Source organism: Hymenobacter sp. BRD128, assembly GCF_013256625.1.
Classification (GTDB): domain Bacteria; phylum Bacteroidota; class Bacteroidia; order Cytophagales; family Hymenobacteraceae; genus Hymenobacter.
This window is the reverse complement of sequence record NZ_CP053908.1, coordinates 1,573,373-1,597,270: the sequence shown is the minus strand read 5'-3', so window position 1 is coordinate 1,597,270 and position 23,898 is coordinate 1,573,373. Positions and strand designations below refer to the sequence as shown.

Sequence of the window (23,898 nt, the reverse complement as noted above, 5' to 3'; positions counted from 1 at the left end):
CCCTACCGGGCACTGGCAGCACTGCCGGGTAGCAAGGGCCCGCGGGGTGAGGCTCCTGCGGGGCCGGCATAGCGGTAAATGGTAATCTGCCCGAGCCGGCGCACGACCGCCCCCGCCCCGGCGGGGGCCAGGCTGTCGCCCCGCACCAGAATGTAAGCATACCGCACGCCGGGCCGGGGGTGGCGGTCGGCGAGCCACGGCTGGGTAGGGGCTTGCGTATGCGCCTCAAAGCGCAGCCACAGCCATAAAAAACGATTAGCCAGCAACACCGGCTGGCGCGGCGTACGCTGGGCCAGCCAGCCATACGTAGCCGCGTAATCGGCATTTGCTTGGCGAAGCCGGCGGCTGTTAAGTACCTGGCTGGCTACTTCATACGAGCCGTACGGCACCAGCAGTAGCCCCGGCAGCCAGCGCCAGCCGGGCCACCGGCCCGGCCAGGCCAGCAGAACCAGGGCTAGCAGAATAAACAAAAACCACGCTTTGTAGAGTAAGGTCCGCTCGGGCGGCAGCACCCGCTGCCCCATCATCAACACGTAGGGCCACAGCACAAACCAGAGGGCGGGCCACCCCACTTGGCGCACCTGCCGGGCGTAGGCCGGCACCAGCCGCCCCCGCCGGCCCGCTAGCGCCAGCCAGCCAAACAAGCCCAGCCCCAGCACGATAACCCACCCACCCATTTGGCGCTGCCCCGCCAGCCAGCCTTCCAGAAACCAGGCGTGCGCCGGCAGCTGCGCCCAGAAGCTACGGGCCGGCAGCGCCTGCACGTAGGGATTGGCTACCAGCGCCGTACTTCCCGATACCAGCAGCAGGGGCGTATACAGGGCCGCTGCTCCCAGCACGGCCACCAACCCCATGGCCACTAGCTGCGCCAGCCCCCGCCAGTCGCGGCGCAGCAGGGCCTGCACGCCCAGCCACGAAAAAGCCGAGGTTACTACGTAAGCGAAGGTGGGCACCGCGTAGCACCCCAGAATACTGGCCCCTACCAGGCTCAGCCAGGCCAGGCGGCTACCGACGACTCCCGCCCCGGCTGGCTCCTCAAGCAGGACGAGCAGGGCCCAGAATACCACCGCCGCCAGCAGCGCCACCAGCCAGTAGCCCCGCCCGGCCGCCGCGTGGTAGAGGCTCAGCTGCGTCCAGCCCATGGCCCCGGCCGCCAGCAGGGCCGGCCAGTAGCCTAGCCGGCGCACTAGCATTCCGAACATGAGCCCCGTGCCCGCCGTGCTGGCCAGCAGCACCGGCAGCCGCATGGCCCACCAAAAGCCCGGGTGCACCTGATAGAAGGCCCAGGCGATGGTATTAGCCAGCACGTGGTTGTTGGGAATGGGGTAATAAGCACTCACGGCCAGCAGCCCGTGGCGGACGAAATACTCAAACGAGCCCCCGTCATCGGCCCAGGGAATGGTCAGGCTCAGGTAGAGGCGCGCGGCCGTGAGCACGGCCAGGTGCCCTAGCAGCACCCGCCGGTGCCAGCGCGACAGGTGCTGCCAGCGCTGGCCAGCCCCGGCGCCCAGCCGCCGCACCTCGGCCAGGGTGGCCGCCAGCTCGGCGCGCCCGGCCCGCGTGCCGGGCCCCAGTCCCAGCCCGGCCAGCGCCAGCACCGCGGCCACGGCCGTTAGCCCAGCCTGCGTCTGCCGCCAGGCCGCCGGGCTGAAAGCGGGCAGGTGCCACCCTTCGTAGGGATAAATCGCATCCAGCGCCCGGGCCTCGGCCCAGCTGGCTGTGCCCAGCACCAAAGCGGCGTAGCCCGCAGCCAGCGCCAGGCTGCCCAGCGCCAGCAGCAGCAAAAAGCGGGGCGGCGCCTCCAATAACCTTACTCCAGAATATTTTTTTACCACGAGTGCCTACTCAATTGCCTTTTCCAAAATAAGGCGTCTATTCCGCAAACAGCCCGTCGAATACGGTGGGCGCCTCCCGCAGGCTCGAAAACAGCAGGCCCGCCAGGGTCTTGGGGTAAAAGAAGGTGGACTTGGCCGGCATCACGGCACCCGAGTGGCACACGGCCTCGACCTGGGCCATCGTTACCTCGTTGGTGAGCAGCGCGGCGCGGGCCTCGCCGCGGTCCACGCGCTGCAGGCATTCGGCCAGGCCGCGCACGTAGGCCACGCCCGGCCAGCTGCGCTGCGCATCGGGCCCCACCAGGCCGAGCACTTTTTCGAGCACGAAGAAGTGCAGCACCGTCAGGTCGAGGTCTTTCACCTCGGGCGTCGTGTCCCAGTTGAGCTGAGCGTGCACCTCGGGGCGCAGGCGCAGCTTGTAGGCCCCGCCGGGCAGGTACAGGCCGAAGGCCCAGCGCTTGCCGGCCAGCAGCTCGGGCAGGTCCTGGGCCTCGGCCTGGGGCACTACTGTAAAGTACGGGGCTAGCCGGGCCAGCAGCTCGGCATCCGAGAGGCCACCGGGCAGCTCCAGCAGCAGGCGGTGGGTGGGCAGAATGCGCACGTCGTCGCTGGCCATATTGGTGAGGTACATCAGGTGGTAATTCCAGGGCTCGCGGCCGGTGCGGCCGGCCGGGCCGGCGGCCAGCTCGCGGGCCTGGCGGTAGGCCAGCGAGCCCTCGTAGCGGTGGTGCCCGTCGGCCAGAATCACCTGCCGGCCAGCCAGCACCCGCTGAAACTGCCGGATAAGCCGCGCGTCCTGAATCACGGCCAGCACGTCGCGCGCGCCCTGGTAATCTTCCTCCGTCTGGCAGAGCGGGTCCTCGATGGCCGCATCCATGAGCGCCTCCAGCTCAAAGGTTTCGTCGCGGTACAACCCGTGGGTGGCGCTAGTCTGAAACTGCAGCTCGGCCAGCAGCTCGGCCCGGTCGTTGACGGCGGCCGGCAGCGTGTTTTCGTGGCGCAGCACCACGCCCTCGGCCCAGTCGTAGGCCCGGATGTGGCACATAAAACCCTTGCGGCAGCGCTCGCGCCCCGGCTCGCCCGGCAGCCGGAAGTACTGGTAGTACACGTAAATGCCGGGCAGGCCGTCCTCGCGCAGTACGCCCTCGGCCTGCCACCGGGCCAGGCGGCGGGCGGCGGCCTCGGCCGGGGCTAGCCCCGGCTCGGGGCGCGGCACCGAGAGGTGAATGGAATTAAGCGGATTTTGATACAGCGCCTCGCGCTGGCGCGGGCTCACCACGTCGAAGAGCGGCGAAACTACCGCGTCGATATCGGCGCTCAGGGCCGGGTTGTAGCGCCAGCCGCGCACGGGTTGAATTTCAGCCATTATGTCAATTATCAGTGAGCAATTATCAATTATCAGCTGAGCGTTTGCTAGTTAGCTATTACCTATCACCCACAAGCCCACGCAAGGCCAGCTGCTAATTGATAGTTGCTCACTGATAATTGACTCTACGGGGCTAGCCGGCTGATTTTCCAGCCCTCGCCTTCGCGCTCGTACACCAGGCGGTCGTGCAGGCGGCTGGGGCGGCCCTGCCAAAACTCGACCCGCTGCGGGCGCAGCACGTAGCCGCCCCAGTGCGGCGGGCGGGGCAGCGGGTTCTGGCCCGCGAAGCGCGCTTCTACCTCGTGCTCGCGGCTTTCCAGCTCCTCGCGGCTACCGATAACCGCGCTCTGGGGAGAAGCCCAGGCGCCCACCTGCGAGCCGCGCGGCCGGCTCTGAAAGTAGTCGGTTGAAACGCCTTCGGGGGCTTTTTCCACCAGCCCCTCCACGCGCACCTGGCGCTCGAGGCCGGGCCAGAAAAAATTGAGCGCCGCCCGGGGCTGGCTAGCCAGCTCGTGGCCCTTCTGCGAGTCGTAGTTGGTAAAAAACAGAAACCCCGCGCCCTCGGGCAGGCCCTTAAGCAGCACCACGCGCTGGCTGGGCTGGCCGGTGGCCGCGTCCACGGTGGCCAGGGTCAGGGCGGCGGGCTCGGGCAGCTGGGCGGCCACGGCCTCGTCGAGCCACTGCCGAAACTGGGCCACGGCATCGGGCCGCACGTCGGCTTCGAGCAGGGTGCGCTGGGTGTAGCTCTGGCGCAGGTCAGCGAGTTCGGCGTCGGTCATGAAGGTAGTTGTGAGTTGAGCATTAAGAGCCAGGAGTTTTTGCCGACTGGCTGGCGACTCCTCTCTGGTGGGCAAAGGTACGGGGCAGCGGGGCGGGACAATCGGCTTTTTTAGGGCTAGCCGGGCACTATCCGGCCCGCGGGTGCGTACTTTATAGCCACTATGAAGCCCGGTACCCTTCTCATCTCGCAGCCCTTCCTGGGCGACCCCCATTTTGAGCGCAGCGTGGTGCTGCTCTGCCGCCACCGCCCCAACGAGGGCGCCTTCGGCCTGGTGCTCACCCGGCGCACGGCCACCATGCTCGGCGAGGTGCTGGAGCTGCCCGCCGGCCCCGCTACTGAGCTGCCGCTCTACGAAGGCGGCCCGGTGCAGCTCGATACCCTCCATTTTGTGCACCGCCATGCCGCCCTGCCCGGGGCCGCCGAGCTGGGCGAAGATACCTACTGGGGTGGCGAATTTGACTTGCTTATCACCTTGATAAACACTGGTGTTATCCTGCCCGATGACGTGCGCTGCTTTGTGGGCTATTCGGGCTGGTCGGCGGGGCAATTGGAGGCTGAAATTGAGCGCGGCTCCTGGATACGGCAGCCCGCTAGTGCCGGGAAAGTATTTACTTTGAGGTCTGATGCGTTCTGGCAAGGCATCCTGCGCGAAAAAGGCGGCCGCTTCCGCGCCCTGTCCAACTACCCGCTCGACCCGCGCCTGAACTAATTTTTCCTCCTGCCCTCCGTTCCGGCGGCTCACTTCCCCTCATTTTCCGGCCCCGGCCGGCCGCCGGCTTTTCGTTTTGCTTTATGCTGCCCGAAGAAACCCCCACCCCTGACCAAAATACGTCCGCCGCTGGTGCTGCTGCCCCCGCCGACCGGATGAGCGTGCTCGAAGCCCGCCTGGCCGAAATCCGCGCCAAGCAGGGCGCCCCGGCCGCGGCCGCGCCTACCCCGGCCGCCCCCGAGGCCAGCCCCTCCGTGCCCGCCCAAAGCGAAACCCCGGCCGAGACGGCCGGCCCTCCCGGCGGCGGCGAAACCCAGGTCGAGCCCGACCCGCTGCGCTCGGAGCCCGGCCTGGCTCAGGAGCTGGCTTCAACTCCCAGCGAGCCCGCCAGCTCCTCGTTGGGCACCCCGGCTCCCGGCACGCCCGAAGCCAGTGCTGCGGCCGAATCGGCCCAGCACGTGCCCGCCGAGGTTGCCGCCGAGCACCTGTCGGCCCCCCAGGCGCGCGCCGTGGCCCATTACGGTGAGGCGATGGCCCCGGCCGCCGAAGCGGACCAAGCGCCCGCCAGCCCCGCCCCCGCCGAAGAAGCTGCCCAAGTGCAGGCCCTGGCCCGCGCCGAAGACATCGACGGCGCGCCCGACGGCGTGGCTACGCTGCCCACTTCGGCCACCGATACGGCCGCCGAGGCGCACCACGCCGAACTCGAGCACCAGCACGAAGCGGCCGGCGACGCGGCCGGGGAGGAAGCCGACGACTACGTGCCCGAAACCCCGGCGCCCGACTTTGCCGAGCTCGACCTCGAAAGCCAGGCTAGCCACCTCATCGGGCTGCTGCGCCGGCCCGATGCCCGCCGCAATCGCCAGCAGATTTTTGAGCTCAACCGCCAGTACGAAACCAACGTGGCCGCCGCCCGCGCCGCCTCGCGCCAGAAGCTGGCCGAAGACGCCAACGCGCCCCAGGAATTTAGCTTCCAGCCCCCGGCCAGCCAGGCCGAGCTGAACAAGGCGCTGCAGGATTTCCGCGAGGGCCGCGCCCGCGATGCCAAAGCCGAAGACCAGAGCCGCGCCCAGAACCTGGCCCGCAAGCAGGAGCTGCTGGCCCAGCTGCGCACGCTGGTCGAAAGTGCCGAAACCAAGGACAGCTCGCAGAAGCTCAAGCAGCTGCAGGCTGACTGGAAGGCTACCGGCCCCGTGCCTCAGACCGACAGCCAGGAAACCTGGAACACCTACCACGGCCTGCTCGACCGCTACTACGCCAACCAAGGCCGCTTCTACGAGCTGAAAGAGCTAGACCGCCGCCGCAACCAGGAAGCCAAAGAGGCCCTGGTAGCCCGCGCCGAAGCCCTGAAGGATGCCCCCGGCATCAATAAGGCCCTCGACGAGCTCAAGAAGCTACACGACGACTGGAAGCACATTGGCCCCGTACCGGGCGAGCAGCGCGAGCCCCTGTGGCAGCGCTTTTTGGCCGCCTCCGAGGCCGTGCACCTGCGCCGTAAGGAGTTTGTGGATGTGCGCTCGGCCCAGGAAAAGGAAAACCTGGCCCTGAAGCAGGCCCTGCTGGCCCGCGTGCTGCCCTTCGCCGACTTCGCGACCGAGCGCGTGAACGAGTGGCGCTCGCGCACCGACGAGCTGCAGGAAATCAAGAAGGAGTGGGAAGCTACCGGCCCCGTGCCCCGCGCCCAGGCCGACGCCCTCAATAAGCAGTACTGGAACGCCTACAAGGCCTTCTTCAATCACAAAAACGATTTCTTCAAGAGCCTCGACTCGGAAAAGAATACCAACCTGCAAGCCAAGTACGCTCTCATCGAGCAGGCTGAGGCCGCCCAGCAGCTGCCCGACTTTGACGAGGCCCGTACCATCATCATTCGGGTGCAGAAGGAGTGGAAGGACATCGGCCGGGTGCCCGAGAAGCAGGCCGACAAAATCTGGAAGCGCTTCCGCGCCGCCTGCGATGGCGTATTTGACCGCCCCAAGCAGGAAACCCGCCAGCGCGAGGAGCGCCAGTCGGCCGCCAGCGCCGAGCAGGTCACCCGTTTGGATAAGCTAGCCCAGCAAGTTGCTGCCCTCTCCCCCGCCGAGCCGGGTACGCTGGAAGGCTTCCGGGCCCTGGCTCTTGACTGGCAGCAGCTTGACGCCACCGACGAGCAGCCCGGCGCCGGCACATCAGACCGTGGCGAGGAGCAGTTTCTTACTCTTATGGGTAAGTATCTGGACCAAACCGGTGGCATTACTCCCGCCGACAAAGAAGACCTGCTTTTCCAATTGGAAATAGCCCGCCTCAAGGCCCGGCCTCAGGCGCAGCAAGCCTTTACCCGCAAGGAAACCGGCCTGCGCCGCGAAATTCAGGAACTGGAAAACGACGTGGCCACGCTGCAAACCAACCTCGACTTCTTCGCCCGCTCGAAGAATGCCGACCAGCTGCGCCAGGAGTACCAGGGCCGTATGGCTGAGGCGCGCACGCGCATTGAGAAGCTTAAAAAGCAGCTCAAGCAGCTGCGCAGCTAAGTAGCTGACTTTCTTTTAAAAAAGTGTCGCGCTAGCCAGCGCGGCACTTTTTATTATCCCCCGTCTTGCCAACGGGCACTTTACCCCTTACTTTTGCCCCACGATTAAGCCTCCATAGCTCAGTTGGTAGAGCTTCTGACTTGTAATCAGAGGGTCGTTGGTTCGAGTCCGACTGGGGGCTCCCTTAATCAGTACCGGAACGCCCGGAAAACTGCTTCTCCCGCCGGGAAAGCAGTTTTCCGGGTTTTTTGCGTCTAGGGGAATCGGTACTCCTGGGCGGGAAACTTTCACTTTGCGGCGGGAGGCACGCCCCCCGCTGCGCGCCCCTTCCCACTTTATGGTAACTCAGTTTGTGTTACGCACCGACAAAAAAGATAGTGCAGGCCGGTGCCCCGTGCACTTGGTAGTTTATTTCGACGGGGTGCGCCTAAAGTGCGCGACTGGTGAGAAATGCATGCCCACCGACTGGAACGCCGACCGGCAACAGTTTCGGCGCTCGTATCCGCTAGCTGATGAAGCCAACCAATTACTAGCCCGCCTCGCGTCTGATGTGCTAGCTTGGTGGCGCATGGGGTGTGGGGTGGTCCAGTAAAAACGGACAGTGCACTAAGATAGGTTTTGCAGGAGGTCCAGTTCAAATTGGTGGGGCGAGCGGTAGCCGAGCGCGGAGTGCCGCCGGTCGAGGTTGAAGTAGGTGTCGAGATAGTAGGCGAGCTCCAGGCGGGCCTCTTCGAGACTGGCAAACGCGCCGCCGTGCGGGAGTAATTCAGTTTTGAGCGTGCTCCAGCCCGCTTCGACCTGGGCGTTATCATAAGGGTTACCCGGCCGGCTATAGTTGGCTAGTGCCTGGGCTTTTTCGATGCGCGTGCGGCAAGCCGCGCTGGTGTATTGACTGCCGCGGTCGGCGTGGATAATCAGGCCGGGAGCCGGCTGACGTAGCGTCAGGGCTTGCTCCGGGGCCGTGAGCACCAGCTCGGTGGGCATCTGCTGGTCGAGATGCCAGCCCACCACGCGCCGCGAACAGGTATCGCGCCAGGTGGCCAAATAGCACCAACACCCGCCGACCAGCGGCAGGTAGGTGATGTCGCCCACCCACACCTGATTGGGCGCAGTAGGCGCCGGCTGACCAAGCAGCAGATTTTCGGCCACGACTGCCGCTGGGTCGGCCATGGTGGTGCGCGGGCGTTGCGGCCGGGTGCTGAGCGCCCGCAAGCCGCAACGACGCAACCAAGTGCGCAAGGCATAGCGCCCGATGGCGTACCCTTCCGCGCGCAATTCGGCCCGCAGGCGGCGAGTACCGTAGCGTTGGGCATGGCGCAAAAAGGCGGCGGTGGCCGCAGGCTCCCAAGCGGGCGTTGGGCGCGCTGCCCGGCTCCGCCACTGATAATAGCCAGCGGTACTGACCGCTAGCACGCGGCAGAGCACCTGCACCGGCTCGGTGGCCGCAACCTGCTCGATGAACTGATAACGGCTCATGGCTGAAGCCGTACCGAGCAAGGCGGGCGATAGGCCCTGGGCACGGGCTACATCCGTTTGCCGGGCACCAGCGGCCACTTGGCGCACGCACTCCGCTTTAAAAGCTGGTGTATATTTTTTGCGGGTCAGCGGCGGGCCGCTCGGATTGGTCTTGTCGGGCATGAGCAGTGGAAGGTAAGACTTCGCACTGTCTGTTTTTACTCGACCACCTCAGAAGGAAGCACGGCGCAATGTCGCGCTTGCGGGAATCCTACGGGCTTTGGTAAAGAAACACCAAAGGGCGGCAGCCAGAATTGGATAAGGGAAAAAGGCAGTTTTTAGTCTGACGGGCCGCCCCAACAGAAAGCCGCCAGTATCCGGCACTAGCTTCGGTTACAACTTCACTTAGCCATTTTTTAGTCATGCAGAAAATTTTGAGAATGGCCACCATCGCCATCGCCTTGGCTGCCCCCGTCCTCACCCATGCCCAAACGCTGAAGCCCACCCAGGTACCGGCCGCTGCGAAGGCCACTTTCAAAGCCAAGTTCCCCACCGTAACCAGCAATACCTGGGAGAAGGAAGGCGACAAGTTCGAGGCTGGCTTCAAGCAGGCTGGCAAAACCATGTCGGCCGTACTTACGCCAGCCGGCGAGCTACTGGAAACCGAAACTGATATGTCGCCGCGCCAGCTGCCGGCGGCCGTACGCACCACGCTGGCCCGCGACTACAAAGCCTACCAGATTAAGGAAGCCGCCACCATCGTGCGGGCCGGCGGCGCGACCGTATACGAAGCGGAAGTAAGCAAAGGCGGCAAAGCCCAGGATGTGCTGTTCCTGGCCAACGGCACGCGGACGAAGTAATCGTCCACCCCGGTTCAGTCAGCGTTTAACCACCCGGATTACTTACCCGCCGGGGTAGGCAGTCCGGTTGGTTGCTATTGGCCCATTGGCCCATGTCGAATAACCAGCGTCAACTCGCCCTCACTTTATCGGCCTTACGGTTCCTACACGATGAATAGCTTAAACAAAGTGCCTGCCGTAACGCTGGTTTTCTGGGTAATCAAGATTATGGCCACGACCGTGGGCGAAACGGCCGCCGATTTTTTGTCCGTCAATCTGAAGCTGGGGCTAACCGTCACCTCCTATATTATGGCCGGCCTGCTGGTGGTAGCCTTAGCGGCGCAGCTGCGGGCACGCCGCTACGTGCCCGCCCTTTACTGGACGGTGGTCGTGTTCATTAGCGTGATGGGCACGCTCATCTCCGATAACCTGGTCGATAATATGGGCGTGAGCCTGCAAACGACCTCACTCATTTTCGGGGTGGCACTGGTAGTGGTTTTTGGCCTATGGTACGCGAGTGAGCGCACCCTGTCAGTGCACAGCATTCAGACTACCCGGCGCGAGCTGTTTTACTGGGCGGCTATTTTGTGCACGTTTGCCCTGGGCACCTCGGCCGGTGACCTGATTGGGGAAAGCCTGGGACTGGGCTACCCGCTCTCGGCGCTGCTGTTTGGGGGTATCATTGCCCTCACTTTCTTGGCTTACCGCTTCCTGCACCTGAATGCGGTGGTAGCATTCTGGACGGCCTACATTCTGACGCGCCCCCTGGGCGCCTCGCTGGGCGACCTGCTCACGCAGCCCCCTAAAGATGGCGGGCTGGGGATAAGCGCCCAGCTAATCAGCGGCATTTTTCTAGTAGCTATTGTCGGGCTCGTAATCTGGCTGACTCGCCAGCAGGCTCAGGCTGCCGAGCCGACGGCGGTCTAATCAGCCGGCTGCCAACTTATCCCCGCGCGGGTCGCGTTTAGCGGGAAGAGACCGTTTTCCCTTTACCAGGTCCGCGCAATGGGCAGAAAGCTTTCAGCCGTAAAGTCCGGAGCTGCGTAAGGGTCACTCCCCAGCGACCAGCGCTAGCCTCACTGGGTCGCACTGCGGGGTAAAGGCAATATCCTGGTATGTTTCTATTTTCTTTCAGTGCCTCGTCTACGTTGCGGCCCCGCCTGTGGCCCGGCCGCGGCTTGACGTTGTTTTTCCTCGTCCTGCTGGGCCTTCCCGGTTTGAGCCGGGCCCAGCGCGTAGTGAGTGGCCAGGTAGTGGAGGCGGCAACCGGGGAGCCCGTGCCCTTCGCCTCGGTTTTTATACCCCATACGGCGGCCGGCGTCACGGCCGACCTGGCAGGCAAGTTTCGGCTGGTGGTAGCGGGCACGGCCGATTCCATCGCCGCCTCGGCCTTGGGCTTTGTGGTGGGCCGCCGCGCCCTCACGGCGGAGGCCGCCCAGACCGTGCTGTTGCGCCTGAAGGCGGGCGGGGGCGTGGCCCTGGGTGAGGTAGTGGTCAGCTCGCGTCAGCCCGAGAATCCGGCTTTCCGCATTTTGCGCGAAGTACAGAAACACAAACCCCAGAATGAACGCAGCGCACTGACCGCCGCCGAGTTTGATTCCTACAATCGCACCGAGGTGGCCCTGGCCGACATTCCCAAAGGGCTAGCCAAGCGCAAGGTGGTGCAGGATATTCGGGCCCTGGCCGTGCGCCGCGGGGCGGCGGCGGCGGCCGACCCCGACGCTCCACTGCCGGTATTTGCCGCCGAAGTAGGCTCGCGGGTGTACCAGCAGTACGCATCCTCCCGCCGGCGCGAAGACATCCGGCACCGCCAGCTGCGGGGGGTAGGCCCCCGCGAGGGCTCGGTGCTGGCCCAGCTATTGGGCGGCAATCTGCAAACTTTCGACTTTTATCCCAACTGGCAAAATCTGCTCAGCAAGGATTTTATCTCGCCCATCGCCGAGGGGGGCGTACCACCTACGACTACGAGCTGCAGGATTCGGTGTTTATCGGCCGGGACTGGTGCTACAAAATCGGCGTGACGCCCAAGCGCAGCCACGACCTGGCCTTCAAGGGAACCATCTGGATTACGGCCGGCACTTACGCCCTGCGCCGCATCGACGTAGTGGCCAGCCCGGAAGCCAACATCAACTTCATCACCGACCTGCGCCTCTTCGAAGACCTGACCCCGCCGGCCGACGGGCCCGGCCTGCCGGCCCGCACCCGGCTCGTATTTGGGGTGAAGCCTTACCAGGGGCAGGCCGCCATGCGGGTGCGCTTCACAACCGTCAACTCGGGCTTCGTGCGCAACCAGCCCCACCCCGGCAGCTTCTACGACGTGTCGGAAAACGTCGCCTCGACGGCCGACGCCAGTCCGGCGGGGGGGCTGTTGGGCGCGCTGGCCGGCGACAGCACCGGGGCGCGCGGGCTAGGCTACTTCGACCAGCACCGGCCGGATACGCTGAGCCTGAATGAGCGCCAGACGTTTGCCGTGCTCGACTCGGCCAAGCAATTGCCCTCGGTGCGCAACGTGCTCGACTGGGTGGAGCTATTCGTGAACGGCTACAAGCGGGTGGGCAAGTTCGACCTGGGACCCCTTATAAACACCTATGCCCACAACAATTTCGAGGGCAGCCGCTTTCGCTTTGGCTTCCGTACCACGCCCGACATCAGCAAGCGGTGGCTCACGCAGGGCTACGTGGCTTATGGCACACTCGACCAGCGCTGGAAATACGGCCTGAAAACCAGCTTTATCGCCGAGCGTCGGCACTGGACCGTGCTGGGGGCCGAGTACCGGCACGAGGTGGAGCAGGTGGCGCTGCTCGACAACGATTTTTTACCGGGCAACAACCTGTTTGTGGCGGCCTCGCGCTGGGGCCGCTTCCGCCAGGGCCGGCCGGTGCTGCGCGACTTGCTGACCTTGAGCGCGCAGCGCGACCTGTTTCACGGCTTTACCCAGAGTGTCCTTCTACGCTACCAGCGCATTCAGCCGCTGCACAACTTCGCTTTCTATACCAATACCGATAACCCGTTTGACCCCAACGTGCAGCTGGGCAGTAACTTCAATCTGTCGGAAATCGTGCTGGAGTCGCGCTACGCCCGCGACGAAAATCAGGTGCAGAGTGAACTGGCGCGCCGGGCCATCGGCACCAGGCACTGGCCGGTGTTCACGTTCCGCTACACGCTGGGCTTCGATAACCTTCTCAACTCCACTTTTGAATACCACAAGTTTAACCTGCTGGTGACCCAGAGCCTGAGCACGGGTCAGCTGGGCCGGCTCAACTACCGCCTGGAGGGCAGCTACATCCCGAGCCCCTTGCCCTACCCGGTGCTGAAGATTCCGCTCGGCAACGAAACGCCCTTCCTCAATGTGAACGCTTTCAACCTGATGCGTTACTTTGAGTTTGTCACCGACCATTCCGTGGCCTTGCGGCTCGACCAGCATTTCGAGGGCCTATTGGTGAATGCTATTCCGGGCCTGCGGCGGCTCGACTGGCGCCTGGTAGGCTCGGCCAATGTGCTCTACGGTGGCCTCTCGACCATCAACCAGAACCTGCTGCCCCCACCGACGCGAACGGCAACCCGCTGGCCCGGTTTCAAGCGCTGGGCGCCTTGCCCTATGCCGAGGTGGGGTACGGGGTGGAAAATATCTTCAAGTTCGTGCGGGTCGACTTTTTGCATCGGCTTACGTACCGCGACTTGCCCGGCGCCCACAACTTCGGCGTCAAATTCACCGTGCAGTTCCGTTTATAAACTGCTTGCCTTTTTTTTCTCACTACTACCTAGTCATGAAAAAATCACTGCTTGGCAGAAGTACCCTCCTGCTGGCCTTGGCGGCCCTTTCCGGGGTGAGCTTTAGTGCCCGTGGCCCGCACGCTTCTCCGCCGAAGCCAGCCCCGCCGGTTGTGCATCAGCTGCTGGCCACTCCCCAAACCGTGACCTGGGGCTACTACGATGCCACGGCGACGCCTCATCTGCGGATTAAGTCGGGCGAGGTGGTGCAGATGCAGACGCTGGTAGCCTGCACGCCCGCCCTGCTGGAAGAAGCCGGCCTGCCGCCGGCGCAGGTGCAGCCCGAGCTGCGGGCCATTACCCAGCAGGTGACGGACAAAGGGCCGGGCATCCACATTCTGACCGGTCCGGTTTACGTAGAAGGCGCTATGCCGGGCGACATGCTCGAGGTGCGGATTCAGGAAGTGAAGCTAGCCGTTCCGTACGCGTATAATGCGTTTACGCCCGGCCACGGTGCCCTACCCGATGACTTTCCCTACGCCCGCATGCGCATTGTGCCGCTGGATTTGAAGCGCCAGGTGGCCCAGTTTGCCCCTGGCATTGAAGTGCCGCTGCGCCCGTTTTTTGGCAGTATGGGCGTCGCCCCCCCGATGTTTCGGGCCGCATCAGCTCGTACCCGCCCTGGATTCATGCCGGCAACATTGACAACAAGGAAATGGTGGCGGGCACTACCCTCTTTATTCCGGTGCACGTGCCGGGCGCCTTGTTTTCGGCGGGTGACGGGCACGCGGCGCAGGGCGATGGGGAAGTAGACCTGAAAGCGCTGGAAACCTCCTTGGTGGGCACTTTTCAGTTTATTGTGCACAAAGGCCAACACCTGAACTGGCCGGAGGCCGAAACGCCCACTGCCTACATTACGATGGGCTTTAACGAAGACCTGAACGAAGCCGTGAGCCTGGCCACGCGCAACATGATTGACTTTCTGGTGCGCGAAAAGCACCTGACCCGCGATGACGCCTACATGCTCGCCAGCGTGGCCGTGGACCTGCACGTGACCGAGCTGGTAGATGGCTCGAAGGGGGTGCACGCCATTTTGCCGAAAAGCCTGTTTACCGCCGCGCGCAAGTAGCCTTGCAAGTGAGAGACGATACCCTCCAAAAACAAACCGACCTCCGCGCAGTGCGCGGAGGCCGGTTTGTTAAGTTTTCACTGGACTATTTACCGTACGCTAACCCCCGGCACGTGCCCGGCGGCGACTCTAGCTGCTAGCTAAGTATTGGCCGGCGTTAAAAAGGCATAGTGGTGCCCCTGGTAGCGCGGCAGCTGCAGGCTTTTGCGCAGTTGCAAAAACGATTGGTACGGGGCGACCGGCGCCAGGCGATTTACCAGCCGCGCCGGGAGCTCCCCGCCCGGGTCTACCCGGAAACAATAGCTGATGCGCAAGCGCGTAGCGGACAGGGCCCACACCTGCCATTCGCCGGACCAGTACGGAATCCTAACTCGCCCTGGCTGCGGGGGAACCAGGCCGTCCACCGCCGAGGTGGTGATGCGCAGCACGTGGGTGGGGGGCGCGTAGGCAAACTGCAGGCGCATCATGACATCGCGGTTGGCCACCAGCGCCGGCATCTGGGTTTCCAGGTAATAGAAAAACTCCGTTTCATTTACCGTACGCAGCAGATAGGCAGACCGCGTGTTGCTAATCACGTGGGGATAATTGGCTACATCCGAGTAGAGCGCCACGAGCTGCTCCAGGGTGCCGGGCATTTCGCACTGCACCTTGATTTCCTTGAAGCGACTGTCCGCTTGCAGGCGCGAGTACACCTGAATGCCGTCCTTATCGGTTTCTAGCTTCCACTCAGCCGCGCAGGCAGCTTGCAGCGGGAGCGCCAAGGCAAAAAAGGCGAGCCAGACCAGCCAGGGGCGGGCGCAGGCGGGGCGAACGATACGGAGATAGAGCATGAAAAGCGAAGCGCCAGCAGGGATTAGCTTGGGCAAGTACTGCCCCGCCTTAGTCAAATCGCGTACCAATCACGGGCTTCTGCTACCTGGTCACCCCCAGGTAGGTCGCCCCCGACTCGGGAGTGCGAGTCTCCTTAGTCAGCTGCTAGGTTGCGCGGCGCCTCCCGCTGCCCACTTCCCTTAGCGTAGCCGGTTGCCGGGTGCTTTTCCCCCACGCTGCCTATGGCATGACCTGCTCCCGATAAACTAGGCCGAGCTAAAGTAGAGAAATCAGGCACTTGTCGTACCTTAAAACCAAGAGACAATTGCCATGAAAAAGACCACGTTTACCGAGGCCCAAATCATGTTCGCCTTGCGTCCCGCCGACACAGGCATCACCGTGGCGGAGGTGTGCCGCAAAATGGGCATCAGCGAAGCCACGTATTACAAGTGGAAGAAAAAATACGGCGGCCTGGGCGTGCCCGAACTGCGACGGCTCAAGCAGTTGGAAGAGGAAAATCAGCAGCTTAAACAGTTAGTGGCTGACCTGAGTCTCGATAAGCAGATGCTGCAGGACGTGCTCAAAAAAAAGCTTTGAAGCCCGTGTAGCGTCGGCATGCGGCTCAACACTTCATCTACGCCTATCATATCTCGGCCCGTCGAGATTGTCAACTCGTCGTGTTACAGCGTTCTAGCTGGTCGTACAAAGCGCATGGTCGGGATGACACGGTGCTACGTCATCGTTTATGCGAGTTGGCTCAGGTGCGGGTGCGCTACGGCTGTCGCCGGCTGCAAACGTTCCTTCGCCTCGAGGGCTGGCCCGATAATTATAAGCGGGTGCATCGACTTTACTGCTTAGAAGGCTTGAACTTACGTAGCAAGCGGCCGCGACGCAATCGGGCGGCCGAATACCGGTTAGAACGCCTGGCGTTGACGCAGCCGCATCAGAGCTGGAGCATGGACTTCGTAGCTGACAATCTATTCGATGGGCGTAAAATCCGGGCCTTAACGATAGTCGACAATTTTAGCCGCCAGTGCCTGGGCATTCACGTCGGGCAATCGCTGAAAGGCGAAGACGTCGTAGCGGTCATGACGCGTCTGCAGCAGGAGCTTGGCGTGGTGCCTACCCGTATTCAGGTCGATAATGGCAGTGAGTTCATCAGCAAGGCGTTAGACCGCTGGGCCTACGACCAGCAGGTCACGCTCGATTTCTCCCGACCGGGCAAACCCACTGATAACCCGTATAGTGAATCGATTAACGGCAGCTTTCGGGACGAATGTCTGCACACGCACTGGTTTTTGTCACTGACCGACGCCCAGAAAAAAAATTGAACGTTGGCGGCAGGAATACAATAGCTTCCGGCCGCACAGTTCCCTGCAAAATTTAACGCCCGACGAGGTGATGGCTACGGCCCTTACTGTCGAGCTTTAGAACGCCTGATGCCCTACTTTCAAGCGGTCTAGAAAATGGAAGTAGGTCAGAACTGAATTACTACTTGATTTACAGCCAGTAAAGCTAATAAGCAACATAGCAGCGAGTAGAATTTGCTTCACACCCGAAAGCTACTACCAGAACTGCTGTCCAGGCGCGGTATAGAGAAGTATATGCCGTAAAGCCCAGGCGGTCGTAGCCGTACTTATTTACCGGTTCGAGGAACTGTGCAAGGTCGCAGCAGCTGGTGGTTTTAAGGCGACGAGGCCCCGCGCTGGTGCTTGAAACTGTCGATGAGCAGGTTGGGGCATACCCTCACCGGGATGCCGGTGGCCTCGTGGATAGCAGCATAGCTCTATTCGGGCTAGCCAAGGCAGGAGCAAGACGATGGGCTGGTTAGCCGAGCACAGTAGTGGTGTAGTAGCCGATTACCCGCGCTTTTTTACAAAGCCGGTTTCTTGCAGCCAAAGCACTAGTTGCCGCGGCCAGTCGGCGACGGCCCCTTCGTTGGTAGCGCGTAGGCCAAAGCCGTGGCCGACCCCGGCATAAATGTGCAGCTCGGCGGACACCCGGGCCTGCTGGTACTTCAGGTAGAGCTGGGCCATCCCTTCCGCGATGTCGGGCCGGTCGTGGTAGCCGCCGGCGATGAATACCGGGGGCGAGCGGCGGCTAACTTCCAGCCGGCTGATATTGCCTGGATATAGCAGAACCTGAAAGGCCGGCCGGTCGCTGAACCGGTCTACCGGGTCGGGGGCGTACGGGTCGGCTGGTACGAAGCGCATAGCGTCGAGGCCCGCCAGCTCACCACCGGCCGAAAAACCCAATACGCCTACCTTGGCCGTATCGAGGTGCCACTCGGCGGCGCGGCTTTTTACCAGCCGCAGTGCCCGCTGCACATCGCCGAGTGCATCCTGGTCGACCTTGTAGGGAGAATTTGCTTCTTTCGCCAGGCGGTACTTCACCACGAAAGCCGCAATGCCCTGCGCCGCGAACCATTCGGCCGGATTGTAGCCTTCGTGACTCATCCAAAGCTCGCTGTGGCCCCCACCGGGCATAATGAGCACGGCTACCCCCGTGCTTTTCGTCGCCGCTGGTAGAAAGGGCGTGAGGGAGGGCTGCTGGACGTGGGTCACGACCCGCTCGCCCTGGTCGGTGAGGCGCGCCACATCCGGCCGGCCGTCGCCTTTGGGCCCGGGCGCCCCGTGGGGCCAGAGAAGTATTTCGGCCGGGATGGGCTGGTGTTTCTCCGCCGGGGGCGTGGCCCCCAGCACTCCCAGCAGTAAAAAGGCGGTCAGTCCACGGGAGAAGTTCATGAGGCGTAGCGCGCAAAGGGTACGGGGATAGGGAAGCCAAAGATGGTTACCTCGGGAAAAGGTTGGCTGGCCGCCCTGCTCCAGCAGGCCGGGGCAGGCAACCCTTCTGGCTGCCACACCTGAAGCGACTTTTTCAGTACGCCAATGCGGACAACGGGCGTCTTACATAACCGGGTATCCGCTTGCTTCAGCGCGAAGCGGGAGCGGCGGGCGGGGTCGTATCGAAGCCGACTTTGCCAGCCTTCATAACCCACTTAACGTGATTTATCACCACGTTGATATCGGTGGTGGGGTCGCCCTCCACGGCCACCAGGTCGGCCAGGTAGCCGGGGGCGATGGCCCCCAGGTTTTTTTCCTGGCCCAGCATCTCGGCGCCGGTCGTGGTGGCGGTTTGCAGGGCCTGCGCGGGCGTCATGCCGGCTTTGACAAACCAGGCCAGCTCCCGCGTATTCTCCCCGAAGCCGGTGAAGACGGCATCGGAGCCCATAGCGATTTTTACTTTGGCCCGGATGGCGCGCTTCAGGGTTTCGAAGTTCTGGGCCACATACTGATTCAGTTCCCGTACCACGGTGGTGTCGTAGCCAAATTCGGCCCGGTGAGCAATGTAGTACTTGTTGTGCTCCACGGTGGGCACGTAGATAATCCCTTTTTTGGCCATCAGGGCCAGGGTCGCGTCGTCGATATCGATGGCATGCTCCACGGTATTGGTGCCGGCCCGCACCGCGTCGCGGGCCCCGTCGGGGCCGTAGGAATGGATGGCAATGCGCTTGCCCGCAAAATGGGCCACGTCGGCGGCAGCCTTCATCTCCTCGTAGGTGAAGGTCTGGAAGCCGGTGACGTCCTTGTCGCTGCCGGTCGAGCCATACATCTTTACCCAGTCGGCCCCGGCGGCGATTTGCTGACGGGCTACGCGCTGCACGGCCTCTACCCCGTCGCACTGCCCGGCGTCGGGAATGGCCCCGACTTTATAGGGCGAACTGCTGATGTGCAGGCCGTTGCCGGCCACGAACATGCGCGGGCCCACCATCGCGCCCCGATTTATGAGGTCGCGCAAGGCGAAGTCCATGTTGTCGAACGAGCCCAAGTCGCGCACGGTGGTCACGCCGGTCGCCAGGGCCTTGCGGGCGTTTTCCTGGGCCAGGAACACCGTCACGGCTGGCCCCAGGGTACCCAGTTGCGCCCAGGGGGTGGTGCCCGGCGTTTTATCCCAATAAAAGCTCATGTGCGTGTGCGCGTCGATGAGGCCGGGAATGGCCGTGTAGGCCCGCAGGTCGAGGATTTGAGCGTCAGAGGGAATAGCTACGTCTTTGGCCGGGCCAACGGCCACGATGCGGTCGGCCCGCACGAGCACGATGGCGTCGGTGAATACCTTACCCCGGCCGTCCACAACTTTTCCAAAATGCAGGGCCTTGACTTGCGCGCGCAAACCAAGGGGTAGCCCCCCAGACAAAAAAGCCAGAAGCAGCAGGAAGTAGCTTTTACGCATGAAGAGGGCAATGAGTAGCGATGAAGGGCAGCAGAACCGAAGCAATATGGCACCAAACGCGCCCATCCCCAGCTGCGCCACCACGCAGAGCCCTCCTTGCACTTGCCTGCTAATCCCGCCTTTCGCACCTGCCAGGGTCTGGCCCCGGCCATTTAGGCGCGGCTTGGCTACCTTGCCCAACGAGCGCGCCCCCGATGCCGGCGCGACTACTTTTTCTGTGCATCCTGCCGCGTACCCCATGAAGCTGAATCGAATGAGCTGGCTGGCCAGCTACCGGGCAGTCCTGCCGAGCCTGCTGCTGGCCGCCCCTATGCTCGCCCCCGGGCAGGCTCTCCCCCACCAGACGGGCAAAATAGCTACTGAGCAGGTAGCCCTGGCCTACGAGACCTTCGGGCTAGCCCCAGCGCGCTGCCGCTGCTGGTCGTGAACGGTGGGCCGGGCCTCTCGCACGCCTACCTGCTGCCGACCGACGTGTGGCAGCAGCTGGCGCAGAAGCGCCGGGTAATTTTTTATGACCAACGGGGCACGGGCGCCTCCAAGCCCGTACAAGCGGGCGCACCCCAGACCCTGGCGGCGCAGGTAGCCGACCTGGAGGCCGTGCGCAAGGGCCTGAACCTGCCCAAAGTCCTGCTGCTGGGCGACTCCTACGGCGGGCTGCTCAGCATTGCCTACGCTAGCGCCTATCCCGAGCACGTGGCCAAGCTCATTCTTTCGGATGCGGCGGGTAGTAATCTCAACACCCTCGTGCATCTTTTTGAAGAGGTGTATCCGGAAACGATGGCCGCCGAGAAACAGCAAAAACGGCCGGCGGTGGTGACGCAGGAAGCGGCCGAGGCCAGCATGCGCACCCATTTCAACCTGCTCTTTTACTCGGCGGCGCAGCGCGACCTGTACTTTAAAAAGCTGGGTTCTATTCACAACGTAGGCCTGGAGCCGGCGGTGGGGCAGGCCGTGGGAGCAGATGCCAGCAAGGCGGATTTCACGCCCAAGCTGGCAGGCTTCACGTTTCCCACGCTGGTGCTGACGGGACGCTACGACATGAACGTGGCCCCCCTCACTGCCTGGCGCCTGCAGCAGGCCATTCCGGGGGCTAAGATTGTATTTTTTGAGCAGAGCGGACATTTCCCCTGGTTTGAGGAGCCCGCCAAGTACCGCACGGTGGTGGAGCAGTTTCTCGACAGCCCACGCTAGCTAATTTTCTCTGCGCCAGCGGCCCTGGTGAGTAGACCACCCGGACTGGCCTAGTAGAAGGTCCGTACTATTGAAAACCCTGTTGATACATCAACAGGGCTTTTTTCGTAACTTTTACAGGACAATGAGCGATACACCCTTTAGGTGGGGGCTACGTCAGGCAGTCTGGGCTTGTTGGACGGTCCGTCGCTGCGCGTAGCACCGCAGCAGCCTGGCGGTCATAGCCGTATTTTTCAACAGTGTCGAGAAATTGGGCGAGGTCGCGGCAGCGGGTGGTTTTGAAGTCTACGAGGGTGCGGCGCTGGCCTTTGGGACTGTCGATGAGCAGGTTGGGGCGCACCTTCACCGTGAGGCCGGTAGCCTCGTGAACTAAGTGGAATTGAAAATAGGTGGGGTAGTCGGGGTGGGGGTCCAGGCCCACGGCTTCAATCGGACTGAGTGGAATTGAAATTCGATGGTGTAGAAGCTGCCTTTTTGCGCCGTGCCGGCTTCAATTATAATAATAAGAGCCTGCCTGATACTTTCAGGTGGGTTCTTATGTACTTGCTTATTGTGGAGCTTAAATCAAGGGGCTTACTAGTCCTTCAGCCTTGGCAATGGCGGTGGCTAGGCCAGCCACGTTTTTGCCGCCGGCCGTGGCGAAGAACGGCTGGCCACCGCCGCCACCCTGAATGTCCTTAGCCAGCTCGCGCACCAAAGTGCTGGCATTAAGCTTACCACCCTTGGCGATATCGTCGTCGAGCATGACGGCTAGCTGGGGTTTGCCGTCGAGGTCGGCCCCCAGCACGAGCACGAGGTTAGGCACGGTTTGGCGCAGGTCGTAGGCCAGCTTCTTGAGGTCGTCGGCGCTGGTGGCCTGCACCTGGGCAGCCAGAAATTTCACGCCATTCAGGTCTTTTACCTGGCTAGCCAGCTGAGCTTTCTGCTGGTTGAGACTTTGCTGGGCAAAGGCTTCAATTTGCTTGCGCAGGGCCGCGATTTCCTCGGTCTGCTTGTCGAGGCTGGTGAGCAGGTGCTGGGGGTTACCGAGGGCTTCGCGTACCTGGCTGAGTAAGTCAAGTTGCTGGTCCACGAAGGCTTCGGCGACGCCGGCCGTGACGGCTTCGATGCGGCGCACGCCGGCGCCCACGGCGCTCTCGGCCGTGATTTTGAAGTAGCCGATGCTGCCCGTGTTGGCCACGTGCAGGCCGCCACAAAGCTCCACCGAGTAGTCTTTGTCGAAGGTGATGACGCGCACGAAATCGCCGTATTTCTCGCCAAACAAGGCCATGGCGCCCAGGCTTTTGGCTTCGGCAATGGGCACGTTGCGGCGCTCGACCAGCGGAATCTGCTGACGGATACGCTCGTTTACGAGCTGCTCGATTTCACGCAGCTGGGCATCCGTCACTTTCGTGAAGTGCGAGAAGTCGAAGCGCAGCAGCTTCTCATTCACCAGCGAGCCTTTTTGCTGCACGTGCTCGCCGAGCACGCGGCGCAGGGCGGCTTGCAGCAAGTGCGTGGCCGTATGGTTGTTGCGAATGAGGGTCCGGCGCGCGGCATCGGGCCTGGCCCGGAACTCGGCCGTCAGCTCCTGCGGCAGGTCGAGGGTGGTGTGAATAATGAGGTCGTTTTCCTTCTTGGTGTCAATGACGCGCACCTTGTCGAAGTCGCTTTCCACGAAGCCGGTATCGCCAATCTGGCCGCCGCTCTCGGCGTAGAAGGGCGTCTGGTCGAACACCAACTGGTACTCGGTTTTACCCTTCTTGTCGATTTTACGGTAGCGCAGCAGGTGGGTGGTGGCCTCGTCCTGGTCGTAGCCCACGAAGACGTTGGGCGCGTCGGTTTCGCGCACCGTTACCCAGTCGCTCTGCTCGGTTTCCTGGGCGTTGCGGCTGCGGTTTTTCTGCTGGGCCAGGGCCTCCTGGAAGCCTTTTTCGTCCACGGTCAGACCTTTTTCGCGGGCAATGAGGGCGGTGAGGTCGAGCGGGAAACCGAACGTATCGCTCAGTTCAAACGCCGTTTTGCCGTCGATTACACCGCCGTTCTGGCGGGCGCTTTCCTCGAGCGCGTCGAGGCGGCGCAGGCCGGTTTCGAGCGTTTTGAGGAAGGCAATTTCCTCTTCCTCAATCACGCGCGTCACGAAGGCTTGCTGCGCCTTGAGCTCGGGGAAGATGCCGGCCATCTGGTCGGCCAGCACCGGCACGAGCTTGTAGAGGAAGGGCTGCTTCTGATTCAGCGACGAGAAGGCGTAGCGCACGGCCCGGCGCAGAATGCGGCGAATCACGTAGCCGGCCTTCACGTTGCTCGGCAATTGGCCGTCGGCGATGGTGAAAGCAATGGCCCGGATGTGGTCGGCCAGCACCCGGATGGCGATGTCGGTTTTCTCCTCCTCGGTGGCCGGCAGGTCGGTTACCGTAGCCGGCGAAGTGCCGTGGTACTGAACGCCGGCTTCCTTGGCAATAAACTGGATAAGCGGCTGAAATACATCGGTATCATAATTTGATTTCACGCCCGACACGGCCATCATCAGGCGCTCGAAGCCCATGCCGGTGTCCACACTCTGGGCGGGCAGCTTGCTGAGCGACTTATCGGCTAGCCGCTGAAACTCCATGAACACGTTGTTCCAGACCTCCACCACCTGCGGGTGGTCGGCGTTCACGAGTTCGCGGCCGGGCTTGGCGGCGCGCTCCTCGTCGGAGCGCAGGTCGATGTGGATTTCGGTGCACGGACCACACGGACCGGTATCGCCCATCTCCCAGAAGTTGTCCTTCTTGTTGCCGGGCAGGATGCGGTCGTCGGTGGTGTACTGGCGCCACAGGGCCTGCGTCTCGGTATCGGGGCCGGTGCCATCGGCGGCATCACCTTCAAAATACGTCACGTAGAGGCGGTCCTTCTCCAGCTTATATACCTCGGTAAGCAGTTCCCACGCCCAGTTGATGGCGTCCCTCTTGAAGTAGTCGCCGAAGCTCCAGTTGCCCAGCATCTCGAACATGGTGTGGTGGTAGGTGTCGTAGCCTACCTCCTCCAGGTCGTTGTGCTTGCCGCTCACGCGCAGGCACTTCTGCGTATCGGCGATGCGCTTGTAGGGCGCGGGCCGGTTGCCCAGAAAATAGTCCTTGAATGGGGCCATGCCGCTGTTGATGAACAGCAGCGTGGGGTCGTCCTTGACCACGAGCGGGGCCGAGGGCACGATGTGGTGGCCTTTGGAAGCAAAAAAATCGAGAAACTGCTGGCGCACGTGCGCGGCGGTGGGGAGGGACATTTCAGGTATCAGTTAGCAATAAACAGTTAGCACTGGCAAGGCGCCATGCAGCTGCTCGGGCGCGAGGAGCCGCAAAGGTAACTTTCCCGAACACTAG

20 protein-coding genes, 1 tRNA gene and 1 pseudogene are annotated in these 23,898 nt (G+C 62.8%); 13 read left to right on the top strand and 9 right to left on the bottom strand.

Features of this window, described 5'->3' with window-relative positions; translation table 11 throughout:
- Nucleotides 1-2: 2 nt before the first annotated feature.
- The 3 genes from GKZ68_RS07150 to pdxH form a co-directional block, all read right to left on the bottom strand.
- A complete protein-coding gene (locus GKZ68_RS07150) occupies nucleotides 3-1,805 on the bottom strand; it encodes a hypothetical protein (protein WP_173112504.1) in 1,803 nt (600 codons plus the stop codon).
- Nucleotides 1,806-1,872: 67 nt separating this feature from the next.
- Nucleotides 1,873-3,201 carry a DUF1015 domain-containing protein gene (locus GKZ68_RS07145; protein ID WP_173112501.1) on the bottom strand — a complete coding sequence of 443 codons (1,329 nt, stop codon included), beginning with the start codon at nucleotides 3,199-3,201 and terminating at the stop codon, nucleotides 1,873-1,875.
- A gap of 125 nt (nucleotides 3,202-3,326) precedes the next feature.
- On the bottom strand, nucleotides 3,327-3,980 hold the full coding sequence (gene pdxH, locus GKZ68_RS07140; protein ID WP_173112498.1) for a pyridoxamine 5'-phosphate oxidase: 654 nt from the start codon (nucleotides 3,978-3,980) through the stop codon (nucleotides 3,327-3,329).
- A 162-nt stretch (nucleotides 3,981-4,142) separates the two neighbouring features.
- Here pdxH and GKZ68_RS07135 point away from each other — a divergent pair, with 162 nt between their 5' ends.
- The 4 genes from GKZ68_RS07135 to GKZ68_RS07120 all read left to right on the top strand — a co-directional run bounded on the left by GKZ68_RS07135 (nucleotide 4,143) and on the right by GKZ68_RS07120 (nucleotide 7,787).
- Nucleotides 4,143-4,691: a YqgE/AlgH family protein gene (locus tag GKZ68_RS07135; RefSeq protein ID WP_254244193.1), complete on the top strand. Its 549-nt coding sequence runs from the start codon at nucleotides 4,143-4,145 to the stop codon at nucleotides 4,689-4,691.
- A gap of 83 nt (nucleotides 4,692-4,774) precedes the next feature.
- Nucleotides 4,775-7,195: a DUF349 domain-containing protein gene (locus GKZ68_RS07130; RefSeq protein ID WP_173112495.1), complete on the top strand. Its 2,421-nt coding sequence runs from the start codon at nucleotides 4,775-4,777 to the stop codon at nucleotides 7,193-7,195.
- A 108-nt stretch (nucleotides 7,196-7,303) separates the two neighbouring features.
- Nucleotides 7,304-7,376, top strand: a tRNA-Thr gene (locus GKZ68_RS07125).
- A gap of 156 nt (nucleotides 7,377-7,532) precedes the next feature.
- Nucleotides 7,533-7,787: an Arm DNA-binding domain-containing protein gene (locus GKZ68_RS07120; RefSeq protein ID WP_173112492.1), complete on the top strand. Its 255-nt coding sequence runs from the start codon at nucleotides 7,533-7,535 to the stop codon at nucleotides 7,785-7,787.
- A 14-nt stretch (nucleotides 7,788-7,801) separates the two neighbouring features.
- On the opposite strand, the gene GKZ68_RS07115 is transcribed toward GKZ68_RS07120, so the two are convergent.
- The gene (locus tag GKZ68_RS07115) at nucleotides 7,802-8,833 is read right to left on the bottom strand and encodes an IS3 family transposase (protein WP_173112489.1); all 1,032 of its coding nucleotides are present in this window, start codon (nucleotides 8,831-8,833) and stop codon (nucleotides 7,802-7,804) included.
- 239 nt (nucleotides 8,834-9,072) lie between these two features.
- Here GKZ68_RS07115 and GKZ68_RS07110 point away from each other — a divergent pair, with 239 nt between their 5' ends.
- The 6 genes from GKZ68_RS07110 to GKZ68_RS21655 all read left to right on the top strand — a co-directional run bounded on the left by GKZ68_RS07110 (nucleotide 9,073) and on the right by GKZ68_RS21655 (nucleotide 14,329).
- Entirely contained in the window at nucleotides 9,073-9,510 is a 438-nt protein-coding gene (locus tag GKZ68_RS07110; protein ID WP_173112486.1) for a hypothetical protein, read from the top strand.
- Between the two features lie 168 nt (nucleotides 9,511-9,678).
- Complete coding sequence (locus GKZ68_RS07105) at nucleotides 9,679-10,416, top strand: hypothetical protein (RefSeq protein ID WP_217275330.1); 738 nt, start codon at nucleotides 9,679-9,681, stop codon at nucleotides 10,414-10,416.
- A gap of 188 nt (nucleotides 10,417-10,604) precedes the next feature.
- Nucleotides 10,605-11,510, top strand: a complete 906-nt coding sequence (locus GKZ68_RS07100; protein WP_173112480.1) for a carboxypeptidase-like regulatory domain-containing protein — start codon at nucleotides 10,605-10,607, stop codon at nucleotides 11,508-11,510.
- Nucleotides 11,471-13,327 (top strand): DUF5686 family protein, encoded by a 1,857-nt coding sequence (locus GKZ68_RS07095; RefSeq protein ID WP_173112477.1) that lies wholly within the window; start codon nucleotides 11,471-11,473, stop codon nucleotides 13,325-13,327. Before GKZ68_RS07100 ends, GKZ68_RS07095 begins: the two co-directional genes overlap by 40 nt.
- Before the next feature lie 46 nt (nucleotides 13,328-13,373).
- Nucleotides 13,374-14,012, top strand: a complete 639-nt coding sequence (locus GKZ68_RS21660; RefSeq protein WP_217275329.1) for an acetamidase/formamidase family protein — start codon at nucleotides 13,374-13,376, stop codon at nucleotides 14,010-14,012.
- Nucleotides 13,916-14,329 (top strand): acetamidase/formamidase family protein, encoded by a 414-nt coding sequence (locus tag GKZ68_RS21655; RefSeq protein ID WP_217275328.1) that lies wholly within the window; start codon nucleotides 13,916-13,918, stop codon nucleotides 14,327-14,329. The genes GKZ68_RS21660 and GKZ68_RS21655 overlap by 97 nt, the downstream gene beginning before the upstream one ends.
- 140 nt (nucleotides 14,330-14,469) lie before the next feature.
- Here the strand turns inward: GKZ68_RS21655 and GKZ68_RS07085 are convergent, their stop codons facing one another.
- On the bottom strand, nucleotides 14,470-15,159 hold the full coding sequence (locus tag GKZ68_RS07085) for a hypothetical protein (RefSeq protein ID WP_173112474.1): 690 nt from the start codon (nucleotides 15,157-15,159) through the stop codon (nucleotides 14,470-14,472).
- A gap of 310 nt (nucleotides 15,160-15,469) precedes the next feature.
- Here GKZ68_RS07085 and GKZ68_RS07080 point away from each other — a divergent pair.
- A pseudogene (locus tag GKZ68_RS07080) lies at nucleotides 15,470-16,570 on the top strand (IS3 family transposase).
- Nucleotides 16,571-16,998: 428 nt separating this feature from the next.
- Here the strand turns inward: GKZ68_RS07080 and GKZ68_RS07075 are convergent.
- The gene (locus GKZ68_RS07075) at nucleotides 16,999-17,883 is read right to left on the bottom strand and encodes an alpha/beta hydrolase (protein ID WP_173112471.1); all 885 of its coding nucleotides are present in this window, start codon (nucleotides 17,881-17,883) and stop codon (nucleotides 16,999-17,001) included.
- A 187-nt stretch (nucleotides 17,884-18,070) separates the two neighbouring features.
- Nucleotides 18,071-19,309, bottom strand: a complete 1,239-nt coding sequence (locus tag GKZ68_RS07070; protein ID WP_254244192.1) for an amidohydrolase family protein — start codon at nucleotides 19,307-19,309, stop codon at nucleotides 18,071-18,073.
- Nucleotides 19,310-19,586: 277 nt separating this feature from the next.
- Between GKZ68_RS07070 and GKZ68_RS07065 the strand changes: the two genes are divergently transcribed.
- Together GKZ68_RS07065 and GKZ68_RS07060 are read left to right on the top strand one after the other, a co-directional pair.
- Complete coding sequence (locus GKZ68_RS07065) at nucleotides 19,587-19,796, top strand: hypothetical protein (RefSeq protein WP_173112465.1); 210 nt, start codon at nucleotides 19,587-19,589, stop codon at nucleotides 19,794-19,796.
- Nucleotides 19,793-20,560: an alpha/beta fold hydrolase gene (locus GKZ68_RS07060; protein ID WP_173112462.1), complete on the top strand. Its 768-nt coding sequence runs from the start codon at nucleotides 19,793-19,795 to the stop codon at nucleotides 20,558-20,560. The genes GKZ68_RS07065 and GKZ68_RS07060 overlap by 4 nt, the downstream gene beginning before the upstream one ends.
- A gap of 151 nt (nucleotides 20,561-20,711) precedes the next feature.
- Here GKZ68_RS07060 and GKZ68_RS07055 read toward each other — a convergent pair whose 3' ends face one another.
- Nucleotides 20,712-20,981 carry a hypothetical protein gene (locus tag GKZ68_RS07055; RefSeq protein WP_173109579.1) on the bottom strand — a complete coding sequence of 90 codons (270 nt, stop codon included), beginning with the start codon at nucleotides 20,979-20,981 and terminating at the stop codon, nucleotides 20,712-20,714.
- Between the two features lie 138 nt (nucleotides 20,982-21,119).
- A complete protein-coding gene (gene alaS, locus GKZ68_RS07050) occupies nucleotides 21,120-23,801 on the bottom strand; it encodes an alanine--tRNA ligase (RefSeq protein ID WP_173112459.1) in 2,682 nt (893 codons plus the stop codon).
- Between the last annotated feature and the right edge of the window lie 97 nt (nucleotides 23,802-23,898).